Source organism: Streptomyces sp. NPDC058650, from assembly GCF_042717315.1.
Classification (GTDB): Bacteria; Actinomycetota; Actinomycetes; order Streptomycetales; family Streptomycetaceae; genus Streptomyces.
Genome location: NZ_JBHXRL010000022.1, coordinates 15,090 through 38,546 on the forward strand (window position 1 = coordinate 15,090; position 23,457 = coordinate 38,546).

The window sequence follows — 23,457 nt, forward strand, 5'->3', positions numbered from 1 at the left end:
GGGGCCGGGCATGGAGCGTGTCACCGCCCACTTACACGTGTCAATCCCGAGGTCGACTCCGCCCCCGCCACGGCCTCGCGCCGCGGGAGCAGCAGCGGCGTCGCCAGGAGGAGGACGCCCGCGAGGGCGATGGCCGCCCGGGGGCCGACGAGACCCGCCAGGACGCCCCACAGGGCGGTCAGGGTCGCGGTGGTGGCCTTGCCGGTGACCGACCAGGCGGTGAGGGTGCGGGCGACCCGGCCGGTCGCCGTCAGGCGGAGCCGGTGGGCGGCGAACACCGGGTTGAAGACACCGATGCAGGTGATCAGCGCGAGCTCGACGGCCATGACGAGCAGGAGTCCGGTGACGCCGGGACGGACGAAGGCCAGACCGACCGGCCAGCACACGCGCAGCGCGCCCGAGACGACGAGGACCCGGTGGCGGCCGAACCGGTCGACGAGCCCGGGCGCCAGCCTCGCGCCGATGAGACCGCCGACGCACGGGACGGCGAAGGCGAGGCCGTATTGCCAGGGCGTGAACCCCAGCGGCCCGAGCATGAGGACGGCGAGCAGCGGCGCGGTGGCCATGATGAGGCCGTTGACCAGGACGGTGTGGAAGAACAGCGGGCGCAGCAGTGGGTGGGCGAGGACATGGCGCCAGCCCTCGACGAGGTCGCCGAAGCGCGCCCCGGACCGGTTCTTCGACCCGCTCTCCGACCGCTTCTTCGACCCGCTATCCGACCGGTTCTTCGACTGGTTCTCCGACCGGTTCTCCCGCCCTGGGCGGGGCTCCCGTCCCGCGATCGCCCGGATGCCCGCCGCCGAGAGCAGGTAGCTGACGGCGTCCGCGGCCACGGTGGCGACCGGGCCGAGGAGCGCGATCAGGGCGCCGCCGAGCGGCGGCCCGACGACGGTCGCGGTCCAGGTCGTGGACTCCAGACGGGCCTGGGCCGCGACCATGGCCTCCGGCTTGACCAGCGCCTTCAGGAAGGCACCGGCCGCCGCTCCGAACGTGATGTCGGCCGCGGCGACGACGACCGAGACGAGCAGGAGCTGGGCGAGGCCGAGCAGGCCGAGGGCGTACGCGACGGGGACGCTCAGCAGCGCCGCGCACCGGACGAGGTCCATCGCGACCATCACCGACCGCTTGCGGCGGAACTCCACCCACGGCCCGAGCGGGACCGCGACCGCCGCACCCACCGCGGCGCCAACCGCGGCCAGCGAGGCGACCTCGGCGGCGCCCTTGTGGAGCACGGTGATCGCGAGCAGCGGAAAGGCGCTGAACGCGAGCCCGGTGCCGAGTGCGCTCGCCGAGTAGGCCGCCCACAGCCATCCGAAGTCGCGCCCCGGCGACGGCCGTCCGCCCGCCATGTCCGTACTCCTCTCCGCGACGCGTCGAACAACCGCGCGTCGGCCCCCGCCATCCAAGCGAGTGACTGATACCGGGAGCAAACAACCCGATGTCAGGCTGGGCACAACCAGTGGTTGTCGGGATAGCGTGAGGAGCGTGGATCTCGAAGCCGTACGCACCTTCCTCGCCGTCCTGGACTCGGGCCGGTTCCGGCAGGCCGCCGACGAGTTGTCGATCACCCAGCAGGCCGTCTCCAAGCGCGTCGCCGCGCTGGAGAAGGAGCTGGGCGTGCGGCTGCTCACCCGTACCGCGCACGGCGCCGAGGCCACGATCGACGGGCAGGCGTTCCTGCCGCACGCCCGGGCTCTCCTCCACGCCGAGGCCCGGGCGATCGCCTCCGTGCGGCCCGGTAGCCGCGCGCTGCGCGTGGACGTGATCGGCCGACGGCTGGCGCCCGCGACGTTGCTGCGCGCGTTCCACCGGACGCGCCCGGAGATCGAGCTCGACGTCGTCACGCTCTTCGACGCCGACGCGGCCGTCACGGCCCTGCGGTCCGGCACGATCGACGCGTCCTTCCGCGCGGTCACCATGCCCGGCCGGCACCTGCCCGAGGGCATCGGGGCCCTGCCCGTCCTGGACGAGCCGCTCCAGCTGCTCACGGGACCGGCCCACGCGCTGGCGTCCGCCCGTTCCGTCACACCGGCGCGGCTCGCGGGGCACCGGATCTGGGTGCCCGGGATCGTCAGCGGAACCGAGTGGGCCGCCTACTACGCCGACCTCGCCGCCGAGTTCGGGCTCACGATCGAGGTGACGGGGCCCGACTTCGGCACCGAACCGCTCCTCGACACCGTCGCCGACTCCCCCGAGCTCGCGACCCTCGTGGGAGCGGGAACGCGCCTCGTCTGGCCCGAGGCCCACGACCTGCGCCGCATCCCCGTGCACGGCCCGACGCCGGTCTACCCGCACTCGCTGCTCTGGTCCGCGGACAACCCTCATCCGGGGCTTCTCGCCCTCCGCGACCACCTCGCCGCTCCCCAGTCCGAGCCCTCGAAAGCCATGGCGACCTCGGGTGCCTCGGAGGTCTCGGGGGCCGACATCTGGACACCCTCCTGGGCACGCCAGCGGACGCGGCCCCCCGCGCCCTAGAATCGGAGCAACCGGCAGCCGGACCGGCGGAACTGGGGGAAGGCAGCGCGCGATGACCTGGAATCTCAATACCGTGATCGGGGTACTCGTCCCCCTCGTCGGGTTGGGACTCATCACGGCGGGTGTCGTCTGGAAGGGCCGCGCCGTACGGCCGTTCGCCGCGTCCCGGGCGCGGTCCGTGGCCCAGCGGGAGTACGCGCGCGATCTGCAGCGGGCGGCCGACCACGTGATCACGACGGCCCGCCGGTCCGCGGGTGACGGCGAACCGGCCATCGTCACCGTCGAGGCCGTGGTGCGGGTGACGCAGGACCGCTACGGGTACGTCGCGGTGGAGCGGCTCCACGCGGCGGCTGCGCTGCGGCAACGGTTCGAGCACTGGCGGTGCGCCGTCGACTGCGTCACGGACGCGTACACCTAGGCACGGGCACACGGGCCGGGCGCGAACGAGGTACGGGCCGGGCACGCGCGAGGTACGGGCCGGGCGCGAACGAGGTACGGGCCGGGCGCGAGCCGAGCACGCGCTCGGGACCTACCGGTCAGGGCCGCCTCAGCGATCCGTGCGGCGCCGAACGAGTGGACTCGATGGGGCGCTCCTCGGACGCAGGCCTCCGGCAGGGTTCCGGGTGGTGATGTGGCTGCCTGTTCCCCGACCTGGAAGAGGCGCCCCCGACATGCGACGCACCCCCACCCGACGTCTGTTCGCCGCGGCGCTGCTCGTGGCGTCCGTGCTGGCCCCGACGGCCTTGGCCCCGGCCCCTGCGGTCCACGCCGCGAGCGTCGACCGGTACGACAAGGACGACTGCCCGCCGGGCGGTCTCGGCCCCGAGGTGAACGCGCGGCTGGACAAGGCCATCGAGGACGTCCGCAAGCAGGCGGGCATCCCCGGCGTCGTCGTCGGCGTGTGGATGCCGGGCAAGGGGAGCTACGTCCGCGCGACCGGCGTCGCCGACACGGTGACCCGCGAGCCCATGTCCGCCGACTCGTACATCCGGATCGGCAGCGAGACCAAGACCTTCACGGTGACCGCGCTGCTCCAGCTCGTCGACGACGGCCGGGTCGGCCTCGACGACCCGATCGCGAAGTACGTCCCCCACGTGCGCAACGGCCACCGGATCACGCTCCGCCAGCTCGCCGGGATGCGCAGCGGCCTGTTCCCGTACACCGCCGACGCGGAGTTCGTCCACGACCTGCTGAGCGACCCCCAGCGGACGTACACCCCGGAGCAGTTGCTCGCGTACGGCATGAAGCACAAGAACACCTTCAAGCCAGGCGCCCAGTTCGAGTACTCCAACTCCAACCTCGTCCTGCTCGGCCTGGTGATCGAGAAGGTCACCGGCCAGCCGCTCCGGGACGTCATCCGCAACCGGGTGCTGCGCCCGTCCCACCTGTTCCACACGCTGTTCCCGGAGGGGGCCGAGTTCCCCGAGCCGCACTCGCACGGGTACACCGACCAGACGCTGAGCGGCAAGATCGAGGACGCCACGGACTGGAACCCGAGCTGGGCCTGGGCGGCCGGGGCGATGATCTCGAACCTGCAGGACCTGCGTCACTGGGCCGAGATCGTCGCCACCGGGAAGCTGCTCAGCCCGGAGACCCAGGCACAGCGGCTCAGGACGCTGCCGACCGGCTTCCCCGGCACCACCTACGGCCTCGGCATCTTCGAGACCGAGGGCTGGATCGGGCACAACGGCTCGCTGCCGGGGTACGAGACCGTGACCGTCTACCTGCCCTCGCAGAAGGCCACCCTGGTCCTCATGCTCAACACGGACGCCCGCCGCGTCGCCGACCAGGAGCCGTCGACGCTGCTCGCCCGGGCGGTCACGCAGATCGTCACCCCGGACAACGTCTACGACGGAGGCAACATCACCCCGCGTCAGTCCTGAGCGAGCTCGACGGAGAGTTGCGCGCCCAGTTCCTCGAAGCCCAGTGCGGCGGCGACCCGCCGCGAGGAGTGGGGGCGGGCGCGCCACTGCGGCAGCAGTCCGGCGGCGATCGCGTGGGCGACCGCCGCCGATGCCACGGTCCGTGCGAGCCCGCGTCCCCGTGCGGCCGGCGCGGTCAGCACACTGAGGTGGGCGGTCCGCAGGGTCCACTCCCGGTAACCGGCGGCGGGGACGCCCCTGTCCGGCGGAAGACCTCCGGCGCGAGGTACGCCAGTGCCGCCGGGCCGAGCACGCGGGGCGTCATCGGGATTCTTCGGGTACGGGCGTCCCCTGGTGGTAGTACATCCGCAGGGGCGCGTCTGCCGCCGCTCCGGGATCGCGCCGCCACAGGGAGCTGCGGCGGACTCGACGGCCGTCGTATGCGCACGCGTACGTGAGGTGGACGACTCCGGGGGCGAGCACCGCGCCCGCGATGGCGTCGGGTTCGTGGCGCGGGCCGTTCTCCGCGCTGCCGGTCAGCTCGGGGAGCGCGGCGAGCATCTCCTCGTACGTCCAGCGGCGGCCGGAGGCGCCGACCTCGACGAACTCGGGGTCGAGGAGTTCGGTGGCGAGGGCGCGGGAGGCGCGTACGGCCGGGTCCAGCAGGCGCAGTTCGCCCGCGATGGCCTCGGCGATGTCGGGGTCCTGGGTCATGGGGCCAGTGTGGCTGGTCGGGCGGGGTGAGTCCCGGGAATTTCGCCCCGGGCCCGCCCCCGCCGCCTGCCGTCACTCGAAGGCCGCCGCCGCCTCCTTGAGCGCCGCCGCGACGGCCTCGGGTGCGTCGGGGCCCGGTGCTCCGGGCCGGTAGGTGACGGAGCGGAGTCTGCCGGTGAAGCGGAAGGAGCGGTGACGTGCGAAGAGGGGCCAGGAGACGGGGGACTTGCGGTCGATCCCCACGCTGATGCCCTGGAAGGGGGCCATGCCGACGAGTTGGTGGACGCTGTCGGGGGCGGCGCGGTGCTCGCCGTCCACGAGCACGGTGAACCGCCAGCGGAGGCCCTCCTCGGCCGTGGCGACGAGGAAGATCTCGTGCGGGCCGGGGGCGAGGGGGCCCGCGTCGGTCTCGTGGAGGCGGCCGTACTCGTTGTACGCGAAGGTCAGCCGGCCGTTCTCGATGTAGAGGCTGTAGCCGCCGCCCTGGTCGCCGTGGGAGACGAGGACGCCGTCGCCGGTCTCCTCGACGGCCACGGCGACCTCGAAGGACCGCAGGGAGACGAGCCGGGAGGAGCGGTAGCGCTCCAGCTCCGGGGTGCCGGGGAGCAGGGTGACGGGGCGGGTGAGGCGTTCCTCGGCGGGGTTGCGGCGGGCGAGGGCGCCGCTGTGGTCGGGCAGCGGGAAGACGCCGTTGCGCCAGGCGGCCTCCTCCCAGGCCGCCGACAACTCCTTGACCACTTCGGGCTGTTCGCTGGCGAGGTCGTGGATCTCGGTGGGGTCGGTGCGGATGTCGTACAGGGCCCATTCGGAGTCGTCGTAGGGCGTGCCGGGCCGGTGGAGGGTGACGAGTTTGCGGCCGTCGCGGTAGTGGCTGCGGTTGCCGGTCATCTCGCAGTGCTGCTCGGGGTGGGTCGACTCGTGGGCGGGGTCGGCGAGGACGGGGGTGAAGCTGATGCCGTCGGGTTCCTGGAGGGGGATGCCGCGGCGGCTCTCCGGCCGGGCCAGACCCGCGAGTTCGAGGAGGGTGGGGGCGATGTCGGTGACGTACTGGTACTGGGGGCGCAGCCCTGTCGCGAGCCTGCCGTCCCGTGCTCCTTCGGGCCAGGAGAGGACGAAGGGGACGCGGACGCCGCCCGCGTAGGTGTGGCCCTTGTAGAGGCGGAAGGGCGTGTTGGAGGCCATGCCCCAGCCGCGGGGGTAGTGGACGAGGCTGCGGGGGCCGCCGATGAGTTCGGGGTCGCGGTCGACGTCGGGGTCCCAGTCGCCGGGGAGGCGGGGGTGGTGGACGAAGCGGCTGAAGTAGGAGCGGGTGCCCTCCGGTCCGCCCTCGCCGGTGCCGCCGTTGTCGGAGGTGAAGACAATGATGGTGTTGTCGAGTTCGCCGAGGGCGGCGAGGGTGTCGGTGAGTCGGCCGAGGTTCTGGTCGATGTTGTCGACGAGGGCCGCGTAGACCTCCATGTAGCGGGCGTAGAGACGTTGCTGATGCTCCGTCAGAGAGGCCCAGGCGGGGACGTCGAGGCCGGCCTCGCTGTTGCGTTCGGGGAGTTCGGTGCCGGGCGGGAAGAGTCCGGCGGCGAGCTGGGCGGCGAAGCGGCGCTCGCGCAGGGTGTCCCAGCCGTCGTCGTAACGGCCGCGGTGGCGGGCGATGTCCGCGGGCTTGGCCTGGAGGGGGCCGTGGACGGCGTTGTGGGCGAGGTAGAGGAGGAACGGCTTGTCCGGGTCGTGGGCGCGCAGTGACGTCACCATGGAGATCGCCTGGTCGGTGAGGTCGTCGGTGTAGTAGTAGTCGTCGGGGAACTCGTCGATGTCGAGGGGGCTGTTGTCCCGGACGAGCTGGTGCGGGTGGAAGAGGCTGGTGAGACCTTCCAGGACGCCGTAGTACTGGTCGAAGCCCTTCTGGAGCGGCCAGTTGGCGCGGTCGTCGGCGGCGTTGGAGGCGGAGTCGCGGACGAGGTGCCATTTGCCGACGGCGTAGGTGGCGTAGCCGGCGTCGTGGAGGAGTTCGGCGAGGGTGGGGATGTCGTCGGCGACCTCCATGCCGTAGCCGGGGAAGCCGGGGTCCGCGTTGGCGACCATGGCGTAGCCGACGCGGTGCGGGTTGAGGCCGGTGAGCAGGGCGGCGCGGGCGGGTGAGCAGAGCGGCATGGTGTGGTAGTTGGTGAGCCGTACGCCGTCGTCGGCGAGGCCGTCGAGGACCGGTGTGGGGATCTCGGAGCCGAACGGCCCGATGTCGCTGAAGCCCATGTCGTCGACGAGGACCACGACGATGTTGGGGGCCTTGGCCGGCGGGGTCGTACGGCTGGGCCAGGCGGGTTCGGACTCGGCGAAGGTGCGGCCGACGCGGCCGGGGAAGCCTTCGTAGGGGTCGCGGCGGGGTGCGGTGCTCATGCGGGGGCGGGTCCTTCCGGGTGCGGGGGAAGCGAGCGGGCGGTGCGGAATCCGCCGTGGCCGGTCGAGGATTCGGGGGTGTTGTGGGAGCGGGCGGCGACCCGGTAGCGGTTGCAGTAGGAGGCGTGGCAGAGGTAGGAGCCGCCGCGGATGACGCGCTCGGCCGGCCGGCCGGCGTCGCCCGGGCGGAAGGTGTCCCGGCACCACTCCCAGACGTTGCCGGAGGTGTTGTACAGGCCGTGGCCGTTGGGGGCGTACGCGGTGACGGGCACGGTGCCGACGCGTCCGCCGGGCCGGTCGGAGCGGTGCGGGAAGTCGCCGGTCCAGGTGTTGCACCTCGCCTCGCCGCCGGGCGTGAAGTCGTCGCCCCACGGGTAGCGGGCGCCGGCGAGGCCGCCGCGGGCCGCGTACTCCCACTCGGCCTCCGTGGGCAGCCGGACGCCCGCCCAGTCGCAGTAGGCGAGGGCGTCGTCGTACGAGACGTGGACGACGGGGTGGTCGGCGCGGCCTTCCAGGCCTGAGCCCGGCCCTTCCGGGGCGTGCCAGGCGGCTCCGGTGACGCCCAGCCACCAGGGGGCCTGTGGGACCCGGCCGAGGACGTGGCCCGCGGCGGCGGGGTGGAGCAGGAGGTGGAAGACGAAGGAGGAGCCGAAGCGTTCGGCGTCGGTGCGGTACCCGGTGGCCTCGACGAACTCCGCGTACCGGGCGTTCGTGACGGCGGTGGCGTCGATCGCGAAGGGCTCGACGGTGACCTCCCGTACGGGTCCCTCGTGGTCGGCCGGGTAGCCCTCGCCGAAGGCGTCGCCCATGCGGAAGGTGCCGCCGGGCAGTTCCACCATGGGGCGGGGCGGCGGGGCGGCCCGTACGGTCGGCAGGGGCAGCGGAGCGACGGCGCGGGCGGCGCCGGCGTCCCCCGTACAGCCGCGTCCCGGGGTGCAGCAGGTGCTCACGCGGACACCGCCCCGGCGGGTACCCGGACGGGTACGGGTTCGGGCGCGGCGGCCAGGAGCGCGCGGGTGTACGGGTCGCGGGGGTGCTCGCACAGCTCGTCGGCGCGTCCGGTCTCGACGATCCGGCCCTCGTGCATGACGGCGATGCGGTGGCTGACCTGGCGCACCACGGCCAGGTCGTGGGCGATGAAGACGAGGGCGAGGCCCAGGTCGCGCTGGAGGTCGGTGAGGAGGCCGACGATCTGGGCCTGGACGGAGACGTCGAGCGCCGAGACGGGTTCGTCGCAGATGAGGACGGCGGGTTCGGGGGCGAGGGCGCGGGCGATGCCGACGCGCTGGCGCTGACCGCCGGAGAAGGAGCGCGGGTGCCGGTCGGCGGCGGCCGGGTCGAGCCCGACGAGCCGCAGGAGTTCCGCGACGCGCGCGGCGCGCTCCCCCGGGGCGACGGTCCCGAAGGCGCGCAGCGGTTCGGCGACGATCTCCCCGACGGTCATGCGGGGGTTGAGCGAGGCGTACGGGTCCTGGAAGACCATCTGGACGCGGCGGCGTACGGAGTGCAGCGCGGCCCGGCCGGGGCGGGTGACGTCCCGGCCGTCGAGGAGGATCCGGCCGCCGTCGGCGGGATGGGCGTGGGCGAGGACGCGCGCGAGGGTGGACTTGCCGGAGCCGGACTCGCCGACGATGCCGAGGGTCTCGCCCGCGGCGAGGGTGAGGGAGACGCCGTCGAGGGCGGTGAAGCGGCGGCCTCGCGCCCCGCGTCCCCGGTAGGTCTTGACGATGCCCTCGGCTGCCAGGACGACGGCGCCGGGTGCGGGCCGGTCGATCCGGACGGGCGGCGGGGGTGGCGGCAGCGGCACGGTGCGCTCGGCGGCGGGCAGGCAGGCGGCGTGGACGGTCTCCGTGACGGCGGTGAGCGGCGGGGTGGTGGTGTGGCAGCGGTTCTCGGCGAGGGCGCAGCGGGCCGCGAAGGCGCAGCCGGCGACGGGCAGGGAGAGGTCGGGCGGGGTGCCGGGGATGCCGGTGAGCCGGGTGCCGGAGGGGGCGGAGAGCCGGGGTACGGCGGCGAGGAGGCCGGCGGTGTAGGGGTGGCGGGGGTGGGACAGGACCTCGGCGGTGGGGCCGTCCTCGACGACGGTGCCGCCGTACATGACGAGGACTCGGTCGCAGGCGCGGGCGACCACGCCCATGTTGTGGGTGATGAGGACGAGCGCGGTGCCGGTGGTGCGGGTGAGGTCGCCGAGGAGGGTGAGGATCTGGTCCTGGACGGTGGCGTCGAGGGCGGTGGTGGGTTCGTCGGCGAGGAGGATGTCGGGTTCGCCCGCGAGGGCCATGGCGATGAGCACGCGCTGGCGCTGGCCGCCGGAGAACTGGTGCGGGTGGTCGTCGAGGCGGCGCTCGGCGTCGGGGATGCCGACGAGGCGGAGCAGCTCGACGGCCCGGGCACGCCGGGCGGCCTTGTCGCGGCGGGCGGGCCTGTCGGGGTGGACGGGCTTGTCGCGGCGGGCCCTGGACGTGGCCCGGTCGTCGTGGGCGCGGAGCACCTCGTCCAGGTGGCGGCCGACGGTGAGGACGGGGTTGAGGGCCGTCATCGGGTCCTGGAAGACCATGCCGATACGGGCTCCGCGCACGGCCCGCAGCGCGGACTCGTCGGCGGTGGTGAGGTCCTGCCCGTCGAGCCGGACGGAGCCGCCGCTGATCCGGCCGGTGCCGGGGAGCATCCGGAGCAGGGCGAGGGCGGTGGTGGACTTGCCGGAGCCCGATTCGCCCACGACGGCGAGCGTCTCGCCCCGGCGGAGTGTGAAGGACACGTCCCGTACGGCGTGCAGCGCCCCGCCGTCGGGGGTGGTGAACTCCACCTCCAGGCCTTGGACTTCGAGGAGCGGCGGGCTGGTCATCGGCGTATCTCCCGGTTCAGTGCCTCGGCGGTCAGGGAGAGGCCGAGGACGAGCGCGGTCACGGTCACGAGCGGTCCCGCGGCGAAGTGCGGGGCCTGGGCGAGGTAGGGCATGGACTGGCTGAGCACGGCGCCCAGGGTGGGTTCGGGTGGCCGGACTCCCACGCCGAGGAAGCTCATGGCGCCCTCGATGAAGACGGCGACGGTGAGGGAGACGGCCAGCTGGACGACGAGCGGGTCGGCGGCGTTGGGCAGGATGTGCCGGGTGAGGATGCGGCCGCCGGAGGTGCCGCCGACGCGGGCGGCCGTCACGTACTCCCGGCCGCGCTGGACGAGGATGCCCGTGCGGAGGAGCCGTCCGAAGACGGGGATCTCCGCGAGGGCGATGACGAGGATCACGGGCAGCCGGCCGGGGCCGAGGATCGCGGTGACTGCGAGCGCCAGGATCAGTCCGGGGAAGGCGAGGACCAGGTCGAAGGCGCGCTGGACGACGGTGTCCGCGACCGGGTGGGTGGCCGCCGCCAGGGCGAGGAGGCAGCCGAGGGCGGCGCCGAGCGGTACGGCGACGGCGATGATGCCGAGGTCCGCGCGGATGCCGTACAGGAGGCGGGAGAGGAGGTCGCGGCCGAGGTCGTCGGTGCCGAGCGGGTGGCCCGGGGTGCCGGGCCCGGCGACCGCGAGGGCGCTCTGGTCGGTGGGGCCGTGGCCGGAGAGGAGCGGGGCGAGGAGCCCGGCGAGGACGACCAGACCGACAAGGGCGAGGCCGGTACGGCCGCGGGCGGTGGCGAGGGCGGCCCGGTAGGGATGGCGGGGCCGTCGGGCGAGGGGCGGCTTGGCCGCTGCGAGGGTGGTCATGGCGGTCACTCCCACCTGATCCGGGGGTCGAGCCAGGCGTGGACGAGGTCGGTCACGAGCTGGACGAGGACGAAGACGGTGACGAGGAGCAGCAGGAGGTCCTGGACGACGGGGTAGTCGCGGCGGACCAGGGCCTGTTCGGCGAGCTGGCCGAGGCCCGGCCAGGCGAAGATCGCCTCGACGAGGACGGCGCCGCCGAGGAGGTGGCCGGTCTGCATGCCCAGGAGGGTGACGACGGGCGGGAGGGCGTTCGGGAGGGCGTGGCGCCAGAGCAGGCGCCGGGGCGCGATGCCGGCCGCGGTGGCGGTGCGCACGTAGTCCTCGGCGAGGGCGCGGCCGATGCTGTCCTCCAGGTAGCGGCCGAGGACGGCGGCGCTGGGCAGGGCGAGGCAGAGCGCGGGCAGCAGCAGGTACTGGACGCCGAGGTCGGGTGCGGTGAGGAGCGGGACGCGGCCGCCCGGGGGCAGCACGCCGAGGAGGACGGCGAAGAGGAGGACGAGGAGGACGCCGGTGACGAAGGGCGGTACGGCGAGCGCTCCGGTGGTGAGGATCCGTACGGTGCCGCGGAGCCAGCGGTTGCGGGAGGTCGCCCCGACGATGCCGAAGAAGCCGCCGAGGACGACGACGAACAGCAGGGCGCCGAGGGTGAGTTCGACGGTGGCGCCGACGCCGTCGGCGATCAGGTCGGCGGTCTGGCCGCCGATCGCGTAGGAGGGTCCGAGGTCGCCGGTGAGGAGGCCGCCGATCCACCGCGCGTACTGGGCGGGCAGGGGGTCGTCGAGGCCGAGACGGGCCCGGATGGCGGCCTCGGCCTCGGCGCTCGCGTCGGGTCCTGCGAGGACGGCCGCGGGGTCGCCGGGGACCAGCCGGAGGACGGCGAAGACGAGGAAGGAGGCGAGGAGGAGGACGAGGAGGGCGGAGGGGAGCCTCCGCAGCAGATAGCCGTGCATCTCAGCCCGCCAGGTAGGCGTCGTCGAGGTTGAGGTAGGAGAACTTGTTGAGCGTGACGCCGTGGAGCTTCCTGGCGGAGACCTGGACGGCGCCCCGGATGGCGAGGTCGATGATGAACGCCTCGTCGAGGAGGGTGTCGGTGATCTGCTGCCGGAGGGTGTTGGCGCGGGCGCCGTCGGCGGGCGCGGTCCAGGCCTCGCGGACGACCTTCGTGTAGGCGGCGGAGCGGTACTTGGAGGTGTTCCTGGCCTCGTTGAAGGGGTAGGCGCTGACGGCGAGGGTGGAAGGCTGGACCTGGGCGAAGCCGTGGCTCATCGTCCAGAGTCCGGGCATGTTCTGGGAGATGAGGTTCTTCTGGGCGGCGGCGGAATCGGTGGGCTGGAGCGTGACGTGGACGCCGATCTGCCGGAGGTCGTACTGGACGGCCTCGGCGACCGCCGTCTCGCCGGGCAGGTTCACGTGGAGCAGGGGCAGATCGAGCCGGGTGTGTCCGGCGGACTTGAGGAGCTCGCGGGCCTTGCCGGGGTTGTGCGTGTAGTGGGTGCGGCCGGCCTCGGTGAAGGCGGGCGAGGACTTGGGCCAGGGGGTGGCGGAGGCGAGTCCGTAGCCGCCGAGGACCTGCTTGAGGATCCGCTCGCGGTCGACGCCCCAGGCGAGGGCCTGCCGGACGGTCTTGTCGTTCAGCGGGGCAACGGTGGTGTTGACGCCGAGGTACACGGCTCCGCCGCCCGTGGAGTACTCGCTGATGGCGAGCTCGGGGGTGGCGGCGATGACGGCGAGGTTCTTGCCGGGGACACTGAAGGAGAGCTGGGACTGCCCGGTCCTGAGGGAGGAGAGGAGCGCGTCGGCCTGCGGCACGACGCGGAGCTCGACGCCGTCGAGGTAGGGCCGGCCGGGCTGCCAGTACGTCTCGTTGCGGCTGAGGCTGAGCCCGGAGCCGGGGCTCCACTTGGTCAGCCTGAAGGGTCCCGTGCCGTTGAGCTTCTTGCCGGCGACGGCGTCCTCGACGCTGGTTCGATCGGTGATGATCATGAACTCGAAGAGGTCGAAGAGGTTGTTCACCGGGTGGGCGAGCTTCAGGACCAGCTCGTGGTCACCGCGCTTCTCGAAGCCGGTGACGGCGGCGGCCGTGGCCCTCAACTGGGCGGCGCGAAGCGGGTTCTGAAGGTTCTTCAGCGCGAAGATCACGTCGTCGGCGGTGAAGGGGCGGCCGTCATGGAAGGTGACGTCGGTGCGCAGCGCGAGCGTGATGGCGCGGCCGTCCTTCGCGTACTCCCAGGAGGTGGCGAGTTCCGGCTGCGGCTTCAGCCGGTCGTCGTAGCGGGTGAGGGTGTTGTAGATGAGCCGCTGCTGGAGCGACTGGGCGCTCTGCGCGAAGAGCAGACTGGGCGTGAAGTCCGCGTTGACGGCGACGGTGAGGGTGCCGCCGCGCCGGGGCTCGGCACTCGCCTTGCCCGCCGCGCCGGCCTCGCCCGACGGGGCGTCGGCTTCGGAGACCGCCGAGCGGCAGCCCGCGAGACCGAGCCCGAGGAGCAGGGCGCCGCCGCCCGCGGCGCGCAGGGTGGTGCGCCGGGTGGGAGCGGAGGGCGTGGTGGGGTACGACTCGGTCATCGTTGCCTGCCTGTGAAAGGGGTCGGAGGCCCGCGGGGCGCGGCCATTCCTTCCGCTGCGGGAGAAATGGCGGCACCGGGTGTGCGGGGCACGGGAAATGAGCGGGAGCGGTACGGGACGGGGTGCGGCGATACGGCGGTACGGCGCGGGACGACGCAGTACAGCGGGGTACGGCGATGTGGCCGGCCGGGGCGCCTGAGCGACCGGGCGCGCCGGGATGCCGGAAGGCCAGAAGGCCGGAGAACCGGAAAGTCAGGGAAGCCGGGGGAAGTTCAGCGCGTCCGGGACGGCGTCAGCGGACCCGGCGGGGCGATCGGTTCCACGCCCGACGCAGAGGTTCAGACGCGGACGGCACAGACCGCACTGGCCTGTCGACAGAGGTCGACGTGCCTGCGGGAGATGAGGCGCATGTCCGGATTCACGGGAGCAATATGACAGCGGCTCCGCGAGGCGGTCAACCGGCTGTGCCCGCATTCTGAGACGACGTCACTTCGCGCCGCCCTCGGCGAGGAGCTCGTCGACCGTCTGGAGAGGCCTTCTGAACAGGGGATTCAGCAGAACAGTGCCCGCCGCGACAGGCAGCGTGGCCGGTCCGGCATGTGGACTGACGATGCGTTCGGGGTCGTCGCAGACGTGCGAGAGGTCGATCGCAGCCCCGCGGATCTCCTCCAGGTAGTCAGGGTCGAGGACGCTGGAGTGCTCGGTCACGACGACCAGATCCGGGTTCAGGACGTCGAGGAGCAGCGCGACGGCGCGGCCCACCGCCCGCGCCCGCTCGCGCAGCAGCCGGTCGGCGCGCCGGTCCCCCGCCGCCGCCGCGTCCACGACGAGGAACGTGTCGGGCTCGGGGACGATCCCGCGTCGCACGGCGGTGGCTCCGAGCGCGGTGTTCGAGGCGGTCGCCTCCAGGCAGCCCGAACGCCCGCACGGGCAGGGGACGGTGGAGTCCGGGACGGGCAGGTGCGCCACGTCGCCGGCCGCCGATCCGGGGCCCTGATGCACGATCCCGGCCAGCCCGACGGCCGCGTCGACGACGTTGCCGATGAAGAGGTGGACGAGGCTGCGCCGGGCCGCGGGCCGCCCGAAGAGGATCTCCGACTGGGCGATGGAGCGGGCGTGGTTGTCGAGCCGTACGGTGTGCCCGCCGAGGCCCCGAGCGAGCTCCGCGGCCAGCGGACGGCGGCGCCAGCCGAAGGCGTCGTGGCGGACGACGACCCCCTCCGCGGGGTCCACCCAGCCGCCGACGGCGGCGCCGACCCCGAGCAGCGGGCGCCCCTGGGTGTGCTCGTCGAGGAAGCCGCGCAGCGCGCGGCCGACGGCGGTGGGCACGCCGTCCGGCGCGGTGCCGTCGTGCGGGTGGGTGCGCCGGGCCAGGACCCGGCCGCGCAGGTCGACCAGGCCGAACGTCGAGCTGGGGACGCCGAGGTGGACGCCGCCGACGACCGGTCCGCCGGAGGCGCCGATGTGCAGGTCGACGGGGATCTGCGGGCGTCCCACGCCCCCGCCTCCGGCCAGTTCCGGCAGTTCGCGCAGGAGGCCGAGCCGCGTGAGGTCGGTGGCCTGGCGCGAGACGGCGGCGGGGCTGAGGCCGGAGAGCCGGGCGACGGCGCCTCGGGCGACCGGACCGTGGTCGAGCACGGTCCGCAGCACGGTGGCGGCGTTGGCCTCGCGCCGGCCGTCGCCCGCCATCCGGGGACCGTGGGAGGTGGTCGTCATGGGTGCCTCTCTGCGTCACTGTTGCGGCGGTGTGAATTCGCGGCGCCACCGGCGGTGGGGCCGTCGGGGCTCCGACCGTACGGGCCGCCCCCTCCGGAGTTCGCCGCATCGCCGCTGGTCAGCACGGTTGCGCGGGGGTACGGAGATCAGGGGAGCCGGGGGCGGGCAGGCGCCGATTCAACCATCACGGGGCACGGCCAGGGGCCCGGACGACCGCTTGACGTCCCGGGACCGCCGCTGCGAGGCTCCGGGACATGTTCGCGACCTCCTCGTGTCCCGCCGGCTCCGGCGCCTGATCCTCGCGACCCTCTCGCGTGCCGGGCTCGCCGCCCGCACCCGTGCCCCGGCGCGCACCTCGCCGCCTCCGTACACCGCGCTCGTGTGCCGTAATCCCGTACGCCCATGCCCCGTACGCCCATACCCGGCACTCCCGTACCCCGCATTCCACTCCCGTGCGACTCCCCAGACCGGGCGCGTCCCTCGTCGTCACGTCATTGCTTCCGCTCCGGAATTAATACCGGAACCCGTTCGCCCACCTCCGAAAGGACCACCATGTCGACCGCTACCGCTACCGCCACCGCTGCCGCCACCACCGCCACCGTCACCGTCCAGAAGGTCGGCGGCCGCCTCGGCGCCGTCATCTCCGGCGTCCGGCTGGGAGGCGACCTCTCCGCCGGGACCGTCGCCGAGATCCGCGCCGCGCTCCTCGCGCACAAGGTCGTCTTCTTCCGCGGCCAGGACCACCTGGACGAGGAGGCCCACGAGGCCTTCGGCAAGCTCCTCGGCACCCCCGTAGCGCACCCCACCGTCCCCTCCGTCGACGGCCGTTACTCCTTCCCGATCGACTCGGACCACGGCGCCCGGGCCAACCAGTGGCACACGGACGTCACCTTCGTGCCGGCGTACCCCGCCTTCTCGATCCTGCGCGCGGTGACCATTCCGCCGTACGGCGGCGACACCCTCTGGGCCAACACCGCGACCGCGTACGCCAGGCTCCCCGAGCCGCTGCGCGCCCTCGCCGACAGCCTGCGCGCCGTGCACTCCAACGACTACGACTACGCGGCCCTGCGCCCGGGCGTCCTGCCCGAGCAGCTCGCGCGCTTCCGTGAGGTCTTCGCCTCGACGAAGTACCTCACCGAGCACCCGGTCGTGCGGGTCCACCCGGAGACCGGCGAGCGCACGCTCCTCCTCGGCAACTTCGTGCAGCGGATCAGCGGCCTCACGGGCGCCGACTCCCGCGCCCTGCTCGCGCTGTTCCAGGCGCACATCGAGCGCCCGGAGAACACCGTGCGCTGGCAGTGGCAGGTCGGCGACGTGGCGATCTGGGACAACCGCGCCACGCAGCACTACGGCGTGGACGACTCCGACGACCACGAGCGCAAGCTGCGCCGGGTGACCATCGACGGCGACGTGCCGGTCGGCGTGGACGGTGCGGCCTCGGCCCTCCTCGCGCCCGCGTCCGTCCCGGACCCGGCGTTCGGCATCGCCTCCGGCGCGTCGACGGCGGAGCCCGTCACCGTGTGAGCGGAGCCACAGGCCCGGGCGCGTGCCACCCCGGCGCGCGCCTCATGGGGCGCGCCGGGTATGGCGTCAGGAGCCGGACGGCTGGGCGTAGTCGGCGAAGCCGACCCAGTCGAGGGCCATGCAGGGTTCGTCGCCGAGGACCCAGGCATCGTGCCCGGGCGTGACCTGCATGAAGTCGCCGGCGCCGAACTCCACCGACTCGCCGTCGTCCATGACGACCTTCATCCGGCCGCTGACGATGTATCCGACGTGCGACGCCATGCAGCTGTCGGTGCCGGCGATCGGCTTCACGTGCTTGGACCACTGCCAACCCGGCTCGAACACGGCGCGGCCGACCGCTCCGCGCTCGGCGTTGATCAGGTCGAGCCTGCCCTTGCCGTCCTCGAAGGGACGGGTCTCGTCCGCTGAATCGAAGCTCTTCTGCACGATGCCGGCCATCATGTCTCCTGGCGCTCTAAGGCCTGACCCCGAGTCCACTTCCAGGCTACGCCGGGCCGGCCGGACCCACCCGCGTTTGGTGGTTCCGGGCATATGGGCGGGGCGAATTCTGTGCGCTTTCCCCATGACGCAGATCTACACATAAAGGACAGATAAGCGCACAATAGAGCAGCGGCATGATTGCCACACAAGCGGTCAGACGTGTATGACGCCAAAGGAGGCGAGTCGTATGGCCGACGTCTCTCACCGTCCCGGTGATATCGCGGGACACCCCGATGCGCCGGAAATGCGGGATCGTTACTCCCGCATGCTCCAGACCCGAGGTGTCGCGGCGGTCGAGGAACTCGTGATCCTCGCCGGCATCTACGCCGCGATCTCCGCGTGGACAGTCCACTTCTCCGCGACCCAGCCCGCACTCGCCATCACGAACCTGGTCGTCGGTATCGCCCTCGCGGTACTCGGCCTGTGCATGTCGATGGCTCCGGAACGGTCGCAGGACCTCAACATCGTCGTCCTGCTGATGGGCGCCTGGCTGATCGTCGCCCCGTGGGTGGTCGGACAGAGCCCCGACACCGGCACCGTCCTCAGCAACGTGATCACCGGTGCGTGCGTCTGCCTGTTCGCCCTCACGGCCGGCGGACTGCTCATGAGCAAGAGAAGGACGTGACGTTCTGATCTCTCCCGGAACGGCGGCGCTCCCACCCGTGGAGGTGCCGCCGTTCGCCGTGTCCCCGCGGCGGCATAGAGCCGGTACGGAGCGTTCGCCCGTACCGCCTTGTGCACGGCGGCGCACGACCGGTGGCCACGGCCGCGCCTAGCCTCGCCGCATCGGCACGAACGAGGGGCGGTACCACCGGTGAACTGGCACATCCACGACTATCGCGAGAGCGATCTCGCGGCCGTCGTCCATCTGATCGACACCACGGCCGAGCTCGGGCAGGAGTCCGTGTTCTCGCTCGCCGAGTGCATCGGGGCGCTCACCTCGCGGCAGCCGGCCGTGGTCGCCGTCCACCAGGGCGCGCCCATCGGCGCCGCGCTCGCCTGCGTCTCCGGCGAGCGGGCCTGGGTGATGCGGATCGCGATCTCCTCGGCGTGGCGCGGCCGCGGCCTGGCCAGCGCCCTTCTCGTGGAGCTGGAGCGACGGCTGGTGGCGGCCCGCGTGGGGCGGATCGCGTACGTGCTGCCGGAGGAGGAGCTCCTCGGCGAGGGGCTGCTGAACGCCGGGTACACCCGGCAGCCGGCCGTGGCGTACTTCGAGAAGGTGGAGCCGCTGCACGGGCCCGCCGCCGGGCTCCTCGACGACCTCGGCGGACGGCTGCTCCCGGGCGACCTGTGGGCGAAGGTCGCCGGGATGGAGCGGGAGAAGGACCTCATCGAGCGCCGGGTCGTCCTGCCGCTCGCCGAGCCGGAGCGGGCCACCCGGCACGGGGTGCGGCCACCGCGCGCGGTCTGCCTCTTCGGTCCGCCCGGCACCGGGAAGACGACGTTCGCGCGGGGCATCGCCTCCCGGCTCGGCTGGCCGTTCGTGGAGATCCTGCCGTCCCGCCTCGCCGACGAGGGGAACCTCGCCGCCGCCCTGCGGTCCGCGTTCGCGCGGATCGCCGAGCTGGAGCGGGTCCTCGTCTTCATCGACGAGGTCGAGGAGATCGCCCCGGTCCGCTCGGAGCCCGCGCAGCCCGGCGGCATGCACGGCGTCACCAACGAACTCCTCAAGCTGATACCGGGTTTCCGGGAGCGGGACGAGCGGCTGCTCGTCTGCGCCACCAACTCGATCCGCTCCCTCGACCCGGCGTTCCTGCGCCCCGGCCGCTTCGACTACCTCATCCCGATCGGCACGCCGGACAAGGTGGCGCGGGCGGCGATCTGGGCCCGCTACACGGACGGCAGGGCGGACGTCGACATCGACGAACTCGTCCTGGCGAGCGATCTGTTCACCCCGGCCGACATCGAGCACGCGGCCCGGATCGCCGCCCAGGCCTCCTTCGAGCGGGACCTGGTGGCGGTCGGCGGCCGGGGCGCGGACGGCCCCGCGCCCGGGGCGAGCACGGCGGACTATTTGGAGGCCATCGGGCAGTGCCGCCCGACGGTCACCCCCGCGATGGTCGAGCAGTTCGCCTCGGACATCACGACGCACGCCCGGATCTGAGAGCGAACTCCTCCTGCGCGGCGTCCAGTTCGGCCCGGTCGGGCGGCTGGGCGCCGGCCCGGGAGACGGTGACGGCCGCCGCCGCGCCGGCCCGGGCGAGCAGCCCGGCGAGCTCCTCCGCCGAGAGGGCGTCGAGCGCCGCCCGGTCCTGGCCGGCGAGGGTGTCGAGGACGGCGGACATGAAGGAGTCGCCCGCGCCGACGGTGTCGACGACGGAGACCGCCGGCGCCCCGGCGGCGACGGTGTCGCGCCGGGTGAGGGCGAGGGAGCCGTCCGCACCCCGGGTGACGAGGACGACGGCCGGGCCGAGGGTCAACCAGCGGGCCGCGACCGTCCGCGGGTCCTCGCCGGGGTACAGCCATGCCAGGTCCTCGTCGCTCGCCTTGACGAGGTCGCTGAGGGCGACGCAGCGCTCGACCCGGGCGACGGCCTCGGGGTGCTCCCCCATCAACTCCGGTCGGACGTTGGGGTCGTAGCTCACCGTGGCCCGGTCGCGGAGCCGCTCGGTCTCGGCGAGCACGGTGTCCGCACCGGGGGCCGTGACGGCGGCGATCGAGCCGATGTGCACATGGGAGGGCGACGCGTCGGCCGGTTTCCCGGCCTCCAGGGTCCAGGCGATGTCGAAGGCGTACGTGGCCCGTCCCCGGTCGTCGAGGCCCACGACGGCCGACGGGGTGCGCGCGGGGGTGCCGCCGAGGGCGATCCGCACTCCCGCGCCCTTCAGGTGGTCCTCGATCAGCCGTCCGGAGGGGTCGTCGGCGAGCTGGGTGAGCAGGGTGACGTCCCCGCCGAGGCGGGCGAGGCCGTAGGCGACGTTGGCGGGGCTGCCACCCGGGTGGACGCGGTCGGCGGCGCCGGACCCGGCGGGGGCGCGGACGATGTCGGCGACGCACTCGCCGATCACCAGGAAGGACATGGGTCAGAGCTCCTTGGCGTAGGTGTCCTGGTAGCCGGCCCGGCCGCCGAAGACGTTCGGGCCGGCGTGGCCGTCGATGTGGGCGGCGGTTGATACGCGGTCAGACCGACGAGCGTTCGAGCGGCGGGCAGTCGAGCGTCGCCCCGCGGGTGTCGAGCGGCTGTCCTGCCGCGAGGGCGGCCGGCATCTCCACACCCTTGGCGCCCATCGCCGTCCGGTCGTTGCCGCAGAGGAGCGCGTTGGTCCGGTAGCCGAGTTCGTCGCTCGCGGTCTGCATGCGACGCCTGGTCTCGTCCGGGACGGCGACTCCGGGGCGGTCGTTCAGTACGAAGGAGACGGCCGTGCGCGAGACCCCCGCCCGTCGGGCGTCAGCGCTCATGGTGACGCTGCGGGCGCTGCTCGCTGCCACGGCGCCCCTCCCCTGGATCATCGCCCCGGTTCGATCTCCGGGTTACACGCTGAGTAGCGCGTGAGTACGACGTTGCGCGCAAATTATGACCGTCTTCCGGCCGCTGTCAATATCTTGTTCACGAAGGACCGCCCGCGGACTCGCCGGTGGTGTCGGCGGTACGCGGAAGGGTTTTCCGGTGGTGACGGTGGAAACGGTCGAGGGGCTCGCGGTGATCGCGTTCGGCGACGGGCAGGAGCTGGAGGCCTGGCTGGAAAAGCACCACGGGGACACCCCGGGCATCTGGCTGCTGCTCGCCAAGAAGGGCACGGACCTCCCCTCGCCGACGGCGGACGAGATCCTCGACGGCACGCTCGTCTACGGCTGGATCACCGGCAAGCGCATCACGCGCGACGAGCGCACGTACCTGCAGAAGATCACCCCTCGCCGGAAGCGCAGTCTCTGGTCCCAGGTCAACGTGCGCCAGGTCGAGGCGCTGATCGCCGCCGGCCGGATGCGCGAGCCGGGCCTCGCGGAGGTGCGGGCGGCACAGGCGGACGGACGGTGGGAGGCCGCGTACCCCTCCCAGAAGGACGCGACCGTCCCGGACGACCTGGCGGGCGCGCTGGCGGCGGACCCGCGGGCCGCGGCGGCATTCGAGGCCCTGGGGAAGACGGACCGCTACCTGGTGATCCTGAGCCTGTGGCAGGCGCGTACGGCGAAGACGAGGGCGGCCCGTCTCGCACGGGCGATCGCGGCGCTCGCGGCGGGCGAGCGGCCCCGCTGAGCGCGGCCGGGTCAGCCCCGGCGCAGCCGGTACAGGACCTGGCGGGCGTCCCATTCCACGAAGGACTCGACGTGCTCGAGGCCGACGGCCTCCAGCAGGCGGCGCGAGCGGTCGTTCGCCTCCTGGGTGACGGCGACCACGCTCGGCGCGTCTTCCAGGACCCGCGCGACGACCGCGCCGACGGCCTCCCGGGCGTAGCCCCTCCCCCAGTGCTCGGGCAGGAACTGGTACGACACCTCCGTCTCCCCGTTCCGCGCGCCGGGCTCCACGGTGACGAGCCCCAGCAGGACGTCGTCCTCGACCCGGATCACGGCATGGAGACCAGGCGCACCGACGATCCGCCGCTGCCGGATACGGATGACGGGCTCGGTGACGGGGCCGCCGAGATGGCGCCGCACCTCCGGGTCGGTCCACAGTCGGGACACGGCCGCGACGTCACCGCGGCGCACGGTCCGCAGCAGCAGCCGGTCGGTGGTGAGGGGGGCGGGCTGCGCCGTGGCGGCGGTGGTGGTCGGGGCCGGGGTCGGGGAGACGGGCATGTTCCGATCCTCTCAGGCCGCCCACGGGAACGACACCGGTGGTCCCGCGCGTTTCCGTCTTCGGATCAACGGCGTGGAGGTGGGGGCGTGGGGACTGTCGTACGGCTGTGGGCGGCCGGGGAGATGCCGTACCGCGACGGGTTGTACCGCTCGGACGACACCGGCAGGGAGGTGCACGGGGAGGGCCCGGGGGCGTATCACCCGGACGCCCGGCAGCCGATCCCCTTCCGCCTCGGCGATCCGTTCGACGTGCTCCAGGCCGTCGAGGAGGACGGCACCGCCGAGGTGGACCACTTCTTCGAGAGCCCGCTGCCGGACGGGTCGGGACGCTTGCGCGGAGGCGGCGGCGGAATGGGCAACATCGGCCACCTCGCCCGCCTGGACGCCGACGGTTCCTTGCGCTGGGTGGCCTTCATGTACGACTCGAATCCTTTCGTGGGCGTGCGCTACGAGGGAGCGACAGCCGTCTTCACCAACGACTGGGGAAACGAACTGCGCCTCGACCTCACCGACCCGGCGCTCTCCTGAGCCGGACTTTCCGGACACGGCTTAGGGCGATAGGCCGACGCGGATACGGTCCCCCGGCCGAGGCGGGGGCGGCGCCCCGCACGCCAGGGTGATCACTATGCGCATCGGAATTCTCGGAACAGGCAACGTAGGACGGACCCTCGCCGCAGCGTGGTTGCGGGCGGGCCACGATGTCGTCCTCGGGTCACGGCGACCCGGGGACGAAGACCTCCTGACCGGGGTCAAGGAGCTTCTCCAGGCGGGGTTACGGGTCGACGACCCCGCCGGGACCGCCGCACACGCGGAGGTCCTCGTGAACGCGACCCCGGGCACGGCCTCCGTGGCCCTGCTCGAATCGATCGGGGCCCCGGCGCTCGCCGGGAAGGTCCTCCTCGACGTCGCGGTCGGCTTCCTGGAGGACGAGTCGCTCTCGCACCAGGTCGTGAGCCTCGGCGAGGAGATCCAGCGGGCGTTCCCGGACACCCGCGTGGTGAAGACCCTCTGCACGATCGACCGCGAGGTGATGGTCGCACCGGACTCCCTGGAGGGCCCGAGCACCGTCTTCCTCTCCGGCGAGGACGCCGAGGCCAAGCGCGTCGTGGGCGCCCTCCTGGCCGATCTGGGCTGGCCCGCCGAGTCGCTGCTCGACCTGGGCGGCATCGTCACCGCACGGGGCCAGGAGCACTTCGCCCTGCTGTTCGTGGGGATCGCCCTGGCGACGGGCGACTTCAGGTTCAACATCCGGTTCGTGCCGCCCACGACGGACGGGGCGAACACCGGGGCCGCGTGACGCCCC

General features: G+C 73.2%; 24 protein-coding genes. 9 read left to right on the forward strand and 15 right to left on the reverse strand.

What is annotated here, in order from left to right; translation table 11 throughout:
- Positions 1 to 20: 20 nt before the first annotated feature.
- On the reverse strand, positions 21 to 1,349 hold the full coding sequence (locus ACFWWU_RS30195) for an MFS transporter (protein WP_384149914.1): 1,329 nt from the start codon (positions 1,347 to 1,349) through the stop codon (positions 21 to 23).
- 136 nt (positions 1,350 to 1,485) lie between these two features.
- Between ACFWWU_RS30195 and ACFWWU_RS30200 the strand changes: the two genes are divergently transcribed.
- The 3 genes from ACFWWU_RS30200 to ACFWWU_RS30210 all read left to right on the forward strand — a co-directional run bounded on the left by ACFWWU_RS30200 (position 1,486) and on the right by ACFWWU_RS30210 (position 4,358).
- Positions 1,486 to 2,475, forward strand: a complete 990-nt coding sequence (locus ACFWWU_RS30200) for a LysR family transcriptional regulator (RefSeq protein WP_384149917.1) — start codon at positions 1,486 to 1,488, stop codon at positions 2,473 to 2,475.
- Between the two features lie 73 nt (positions 2,476 to 2,548).
- Positions 2,549 to 2,893, forward strand: coding sequence for a hypothetical protein (locus tag ACFWWU_RS30205; RefSeq protein WP_384149920.1), 345 nt, complete (start codon positions 2,549 to 2,551; stop codon positions 2,891 to 2,893).
- A gap of 253 nt (positions 2,894 to 3,146) precedes the next feature.
- Positions 3,147 to 4,358, forward strand: a complete 1,212-nt coding sequence (locus ACFWWU_RS30210) for a serine hydrolase domain-containing protein (protein ID WP_384149924.1) — start codon at positions 3,147 to 3,149, stop codon at positions 4,356 to 4,358.
- On the opposite strand, the gene ACFWWU_RS30215 is transcribed toward ACFWWU_RS30210, so the two are convergent.
- From ACFWWU_RS30215 to ACFWWU_RS30260, 10 genes are all read right to left on the reverse strand, one after another.
- Entirely contained in the window at positions 4,349 to 4,495 is a 147-nt protein-coding gene (locus tag ACFWWU_RS30215; protein ID WP_384149927.1) for a hypothetical protein, read from the reverse strand. The genes ACFWWU_RS30210 and ACFWWU_RS30215 overlap by 10 nt on opposite strands.
- Before the next feature lie 163 nt (positions 4,496 to 4,658).
- Positions 4,659 to 5,051, reverse strand: a complete 393-nt coding sequence (locus ACFWWU_RS30220; protein ID WP_384149930.1) for a DUF4440 domain-containing protein — start codon at positions 5,049 to 5,051, stop codon at positions 4,659 to 4,661.
- A gap of 72 nt (positions 5,052 to 5,123) precedes the next feature.
- Entirely contained in the window at positions 5,124 to 7,439 is a 2,316-nt protein-coding gene (locus tag ACFWWU_RS30225; RefSeq protein ID WP_384149933.1) for an arylsulfatase, read from the reverse strand.
- Positions 7,436 to 8,278 carry a formylglycine-generating enzyme family protein gene (locus tag ACFWWU_RS30230; RefSeq protein ID WP_384150210.1) on the reverse strand — a complete coding sequence of 281 codons (843 nt, stop codon included), beginning with the start codon at positions 8,276 to 8,278 and terminating at the stop codon, positions 7,436 to 7,438. The genes ACFWWU_RS30225 and ACFWWU_RS30230 overlap by 4 nt, the downstream gene beginning before the upstream one ends.
- Positions 8,279 to 8,385: 107 nt before the next feature.
- Positions 8,386 to 10,284 carry a dipeptide ABC transporter ATP-binding protein gene (locus ACFWWU_RS30235; RefSeq protein ID WP_384149936.1) on the reverse strand — a complete coding sequence of 633 codons (1,899 nt, stop codon included), beginning with the start codon at positions 10,282 to 10,284 and terminating at the stop codon, positions 8,386 to 8,388.
- Positions 10,281 to 11,138 (reverse strand): ABC transporter permease, encoded by an 858-nt coding sequence (locus tag ACFWWU_RS30240; protein WP_384149939.1) that lies wholly within the window; start codon positions 11,136 to 11,138, stop codon positions 10,281 to 10,283. The genes ACFWWU_RS30235 and ACFWWU_RS30240 overlap by 4 nt, the downstream gene beginning before the upstream one ends.
- A 5-nt stretch (positions 11,139 to 11,143) precedes the next feature.
- Positions 11,144 to 12,088: an ABC transporter permease gene (locus ACFWWU_RS30245; protein ID WP_384149942.1), complete on the reverse strand. Its 945-nt coding sequence runs from the start codon at positions 12,086 to 12,088 to the stop codon at positions 11,144 to 11,146.
- Position 12,089: 1 nt separating this feature from the next.
- A complete protein-coding gene (locus ACFWWU_RS30250; protein WP_384149945.1) occupies positions 12,090 to 13,700 on the reverse strand; it encodes an ABC transporter substrate-binding protein in 1,611 nt (536 codons plus the stop codon).
- A gap of 338 nt (positions 13,701 to 14,038) precedes the next feature.
- Positions 14,039 to 14,110, reverse strand: coding sequence for a putative leader peptide (locus ACFWWU_RS30255; RefSeq protein ID WP_329625827.1), 72 nt, complete (start codon positions 14,108 to 14,110; stop codon positions 14,039 to 14,041).
- Positions 14,111 to 14,186: 76 nt separating this feature from the next.
- Entirely contained in the window at positions 14,187 to 15,416 is a 1,230-nt protein-coding gene (locus tag ACFWWU_RS30260; RefSeq protein ID WP_384149948.1) for an ROK family protein, read from the reverse strand.
- 552 nt (positions 15,417 to 15,968) lie between these two features.
- Here ACFWWU_RS30260 and ACFWWU_RS30265 point away from each other — a divergent pair.
- Positions 15,969 to 16,940 carry a TauD/TfdA dioxygenase family protein gene (locus ACFWWU_RS30265; protein ID WP_384149951.1) on the forward strand — a complete coding sequence of 324 codons (972 nt, stop codon included), beginning with the start codon at positions 15,969 to 15,971 and terminating at the stop codon, positions 16,938 to 16,940.
- Positions 16,941 to 17,006: 66 nt separating this feature from the next.
- Here the strand turns inward: ACFWWU_RS30265 and ACFWWU_RS30270 are convergent, their stop codons facing one another.
- Positions 17,007 to 17,378 carry a cupin domain-containing protein gene (locus ACFWWU_RS30270; protein ID WP_384150213.1) on the reverse strand — a complete coding sequence of 124 codons (372 nt, stop codon included), beginning with the start codon at positions 17,376 to 17,378 and terminating at the stop codon, positions 17,007 to 17,009.
- Between the two features lie 307 nt (positions 17,379 to 17,685).
- Between ACFWWU_RS30270 and ACFWWU_RS30275 the strand changes: the two genes are divergently transcribed.
- The gene (locus ACFWWU_RS30275) at positions 17,686 to 18,045 is read left to right on the forward strand and encodes an SPW repeat protein (protein WP_384149954.1); all 360 of its coding nucleotides are present in this window, start codon (positions 17,686 to 17,688) and stop codon (positions 18,043 to 18,045) included.
- A gap of 189 nt (positions 18,046 to 18,234) precedes the next feature.
- Entirely contained in the window at positions 18,235 to 19,524 is a 1,290-nt protein-coding gene (locus tag ACFWWU_RS30280) for an ATP-binding protein (RefSeq protein WP_384149957.1), read from the forward strand.
- On the opposite strand, the gene ACFWWU_RS30285 is transcribed toward ACFWWU_RS30280, so the two are convergent.
- Complete coding sequence (locus ACFWWU_RS30285; RefSeq protein ID WP_384149960.1) at positions 19,502 to 20,440, reverse strand: carbohydrate kinase; 939 nt, start codon at positions 20,438 to 20,440, stop codon at positions 19,502 to 19,504. The two genes, ACFWWU_RS30280 and ACFWWU_RS30285, sit on opposite strands and share 23 nt — an antisense overlap.
- A gap of 100 nt (positions 20,441 to 20,540) precedes the next feature.
- Positions 20,541 to 20,849 carry a LacI family DNA-binding transcriptional regulator gene (locus ACFWWU_RS30290; RefSeq protein WP_384149962.1) on the reverse strand — a complete coding sequence of 103 codons (309 nt, stop codon included), beginning with the start codon at positions 20,847 to 20,849 and terminating at the stop codon, positions 20,541 to 20,543.
- A 187-nt stretch (positions 20,850 to 21,036) separates the two neighbouring features.
- On the opposite strand from ACFWWU_RS30290, the gene ACFWWU_RS30295 reads away from it, so the two are divergent.
- A complete protein-coding gene (locus tag ACFWWU_RS30295; RefSeq protein ID WP_384150215.1) occupies positions 21,037 to 21,615 on the forward strand; it encodes a YdeI family protein in 579 nt (192 codons plus the stop codon).
- An 11-nt stretch (positions 21,616 to 21,626) separates the two neighbouring features.
- On the opposite strand, the gene ACFWWU_RS30300 is transcribed toward ACFWWU_RS30295, so the two are convergent.
- Complete coding sequence (locus ACFWWU_RS30300) at positions 21,627 to 22,154, reverse strand: GNAT family N-acetyltransferase (RefSeq protein ID WP_384149965.1); 528 nt, start codon at positions 22,152 to 22,154, stop codon at positions 21,627 to 21,629.
- A gap of 87 nt (positions 22,155 to 22,241) precedes the next feature.
- Here ACFWWU_RS30300 and ACFWWU_RS30305 point away from each other — a divergent pair, with 87 nt between their 5' ends.
- Both ACFWWU_RS30305 and ACFWWU_RS30310 read left to right on the forward strand, forming a co-directional pair.
- Positions 22,242 to 22,682 (forward strand): hypothetical protein, encoded by a 441-nt coding sequence (locus ACFWWU_RS30305; protein WP_384149968.1) that lies wholly within the window; start codon positions 22,242 to 22,244, stop codon positions 22,680 to 22,682.
- Between the two features lie 97 nt (positions 22,683 to 22,779).
- A complete protein-coding gene (locus ACFWWU_RS30310) occupies positions 22,780 to 23,451 on the forward strand; it encodes an NADPH-dependent F420 reductase (protein WP_384149971.1) in 672 nt (223 codons plus the stop codon).
- Positions 23,452 to 23,457 lie beyond the last annotated feature (6 nt).

Excerpts from the sequence above, each read along its gene's own strand:
- ACFWWU_RS30195 (WP_384149914.1), bottom strand. The coding sequence starts at position 1,349 with ATGGCGGGCGGACGGCCGTCGCCGGGGCGCGACTTCGGATGGCTGTGG.
- ACFWWU_RS30210 (WP_384149924.1), top strand. The coding sequence starts at position 3,147 with ATGCGACGCACCCCCACCCGACGTCTGTTCGCCGCGGCGCTGCTCGTG.
- ACFWWU_RS30220 (WP_384149930.1), bottom strand. The coding sequence starts at position 5,051 with ATGACCCAGGACCCCGACATCGCCGAGGCCATCGCGGGCGAACTGCGC.
- ACFWWU_RS30225 (WP_384149933.1), bottom strand. The coding sequence starts at position 7,439 with ATGAGCACCGCACCCCGCCGCGACCCCTACGAAGGCTTCCCCGGCCGC.
- ACFWWU_RS30230 (WP_384150210.1), bottom strand. The coding sequence starts at position 8,278 with ATGGTGGAACTGCCCGGCGGCACCTTCCGCATGGGCGACGCCTTCGGC.
- ACFWWU_RS30235 (WP_384149936.1), bottom strand. The coding sequence starts at position 10,284 with ATGACCAGCCCGCCGCTCCTCGAAGTCCAAGGCCTGGAGGTGGAGTTC.
- ACFWWU_RS30240 (WP_384149939.1), bottom strand. The coding sequence starts at position 11,138 with ATGACCACCCTCGCAGCGGCCAAGCCGCCCCTCGCCCGACGGCCCCGC.
- ACFWWU_RS30245 (WP_384149942.1), bottom strand. The coding sequence starts at position 12,088 with ATGCACGGCTATCTGCTGCGGAGGCTCCCCTCCGCCCTCCTCGTCCTC.
- ACFWWU_RS30250 (WP_384149945.1), bottom strand. The coding sequence starts at position 13,700 with ATGACCGAGTCGTACCCCACCACGCCCTCCGCTCCCACCCGGCGCACC.
- ACFWWU_RS30260 (WP_384149948.1), bottom strand. The coding sequence starts at position 15,416 with ATGACGACCACCTCCCACGGTCCCCGGATGGCGGGCGACGGCCGGCGC.
- ACFWWU_RS30265 (WP_384149951.1), top strand. The coding sequence starts at position 15,969 with ATGTCGACCGCTACCGCTACCGCCACCGCTGCCGCCACCACCGCCACC.
- ACFWWU_RS30270 (WP_384150213.1), bottom strand. The coding sequence starts at position 17,378 with ATGGCCGGCATCGTGCAGAAGAGCTTCGATTCAGCGGACGAGACCCGT.
- ACFWWU_RS30275 (WP_384149954.1), top strand. The coding sequence starts at position 17,686 with ATGCTCCAGACCCGAGGTGTCGCGGCGGTCGAGGAACTCGTGATCCTC.
- ACFWWU_RS30285 (WP_384149960.1), bottom strand. The coding sequence starts at position 20,440 with ATGTCCTTCCTGGTGATCGGCGAGTGCGTCGCCGACATCGTCCGCGCC.
- ACFWWU_RS30300 (WP_384149965.1), bottom strand. The coding sequence starts at position 22,154 with ATGCCCGTCTCCCCGACCCCGGCCCCGACCACCACCGCCGCCACGGCG.
- ACFWWU_RS30310 (WP_384149971.1), top strand. The coding sequence starts at position 22,780 with ATGCGCATCGGAATTCTCGGAACAGGCAACGTAGGACGGACCCTCGCC.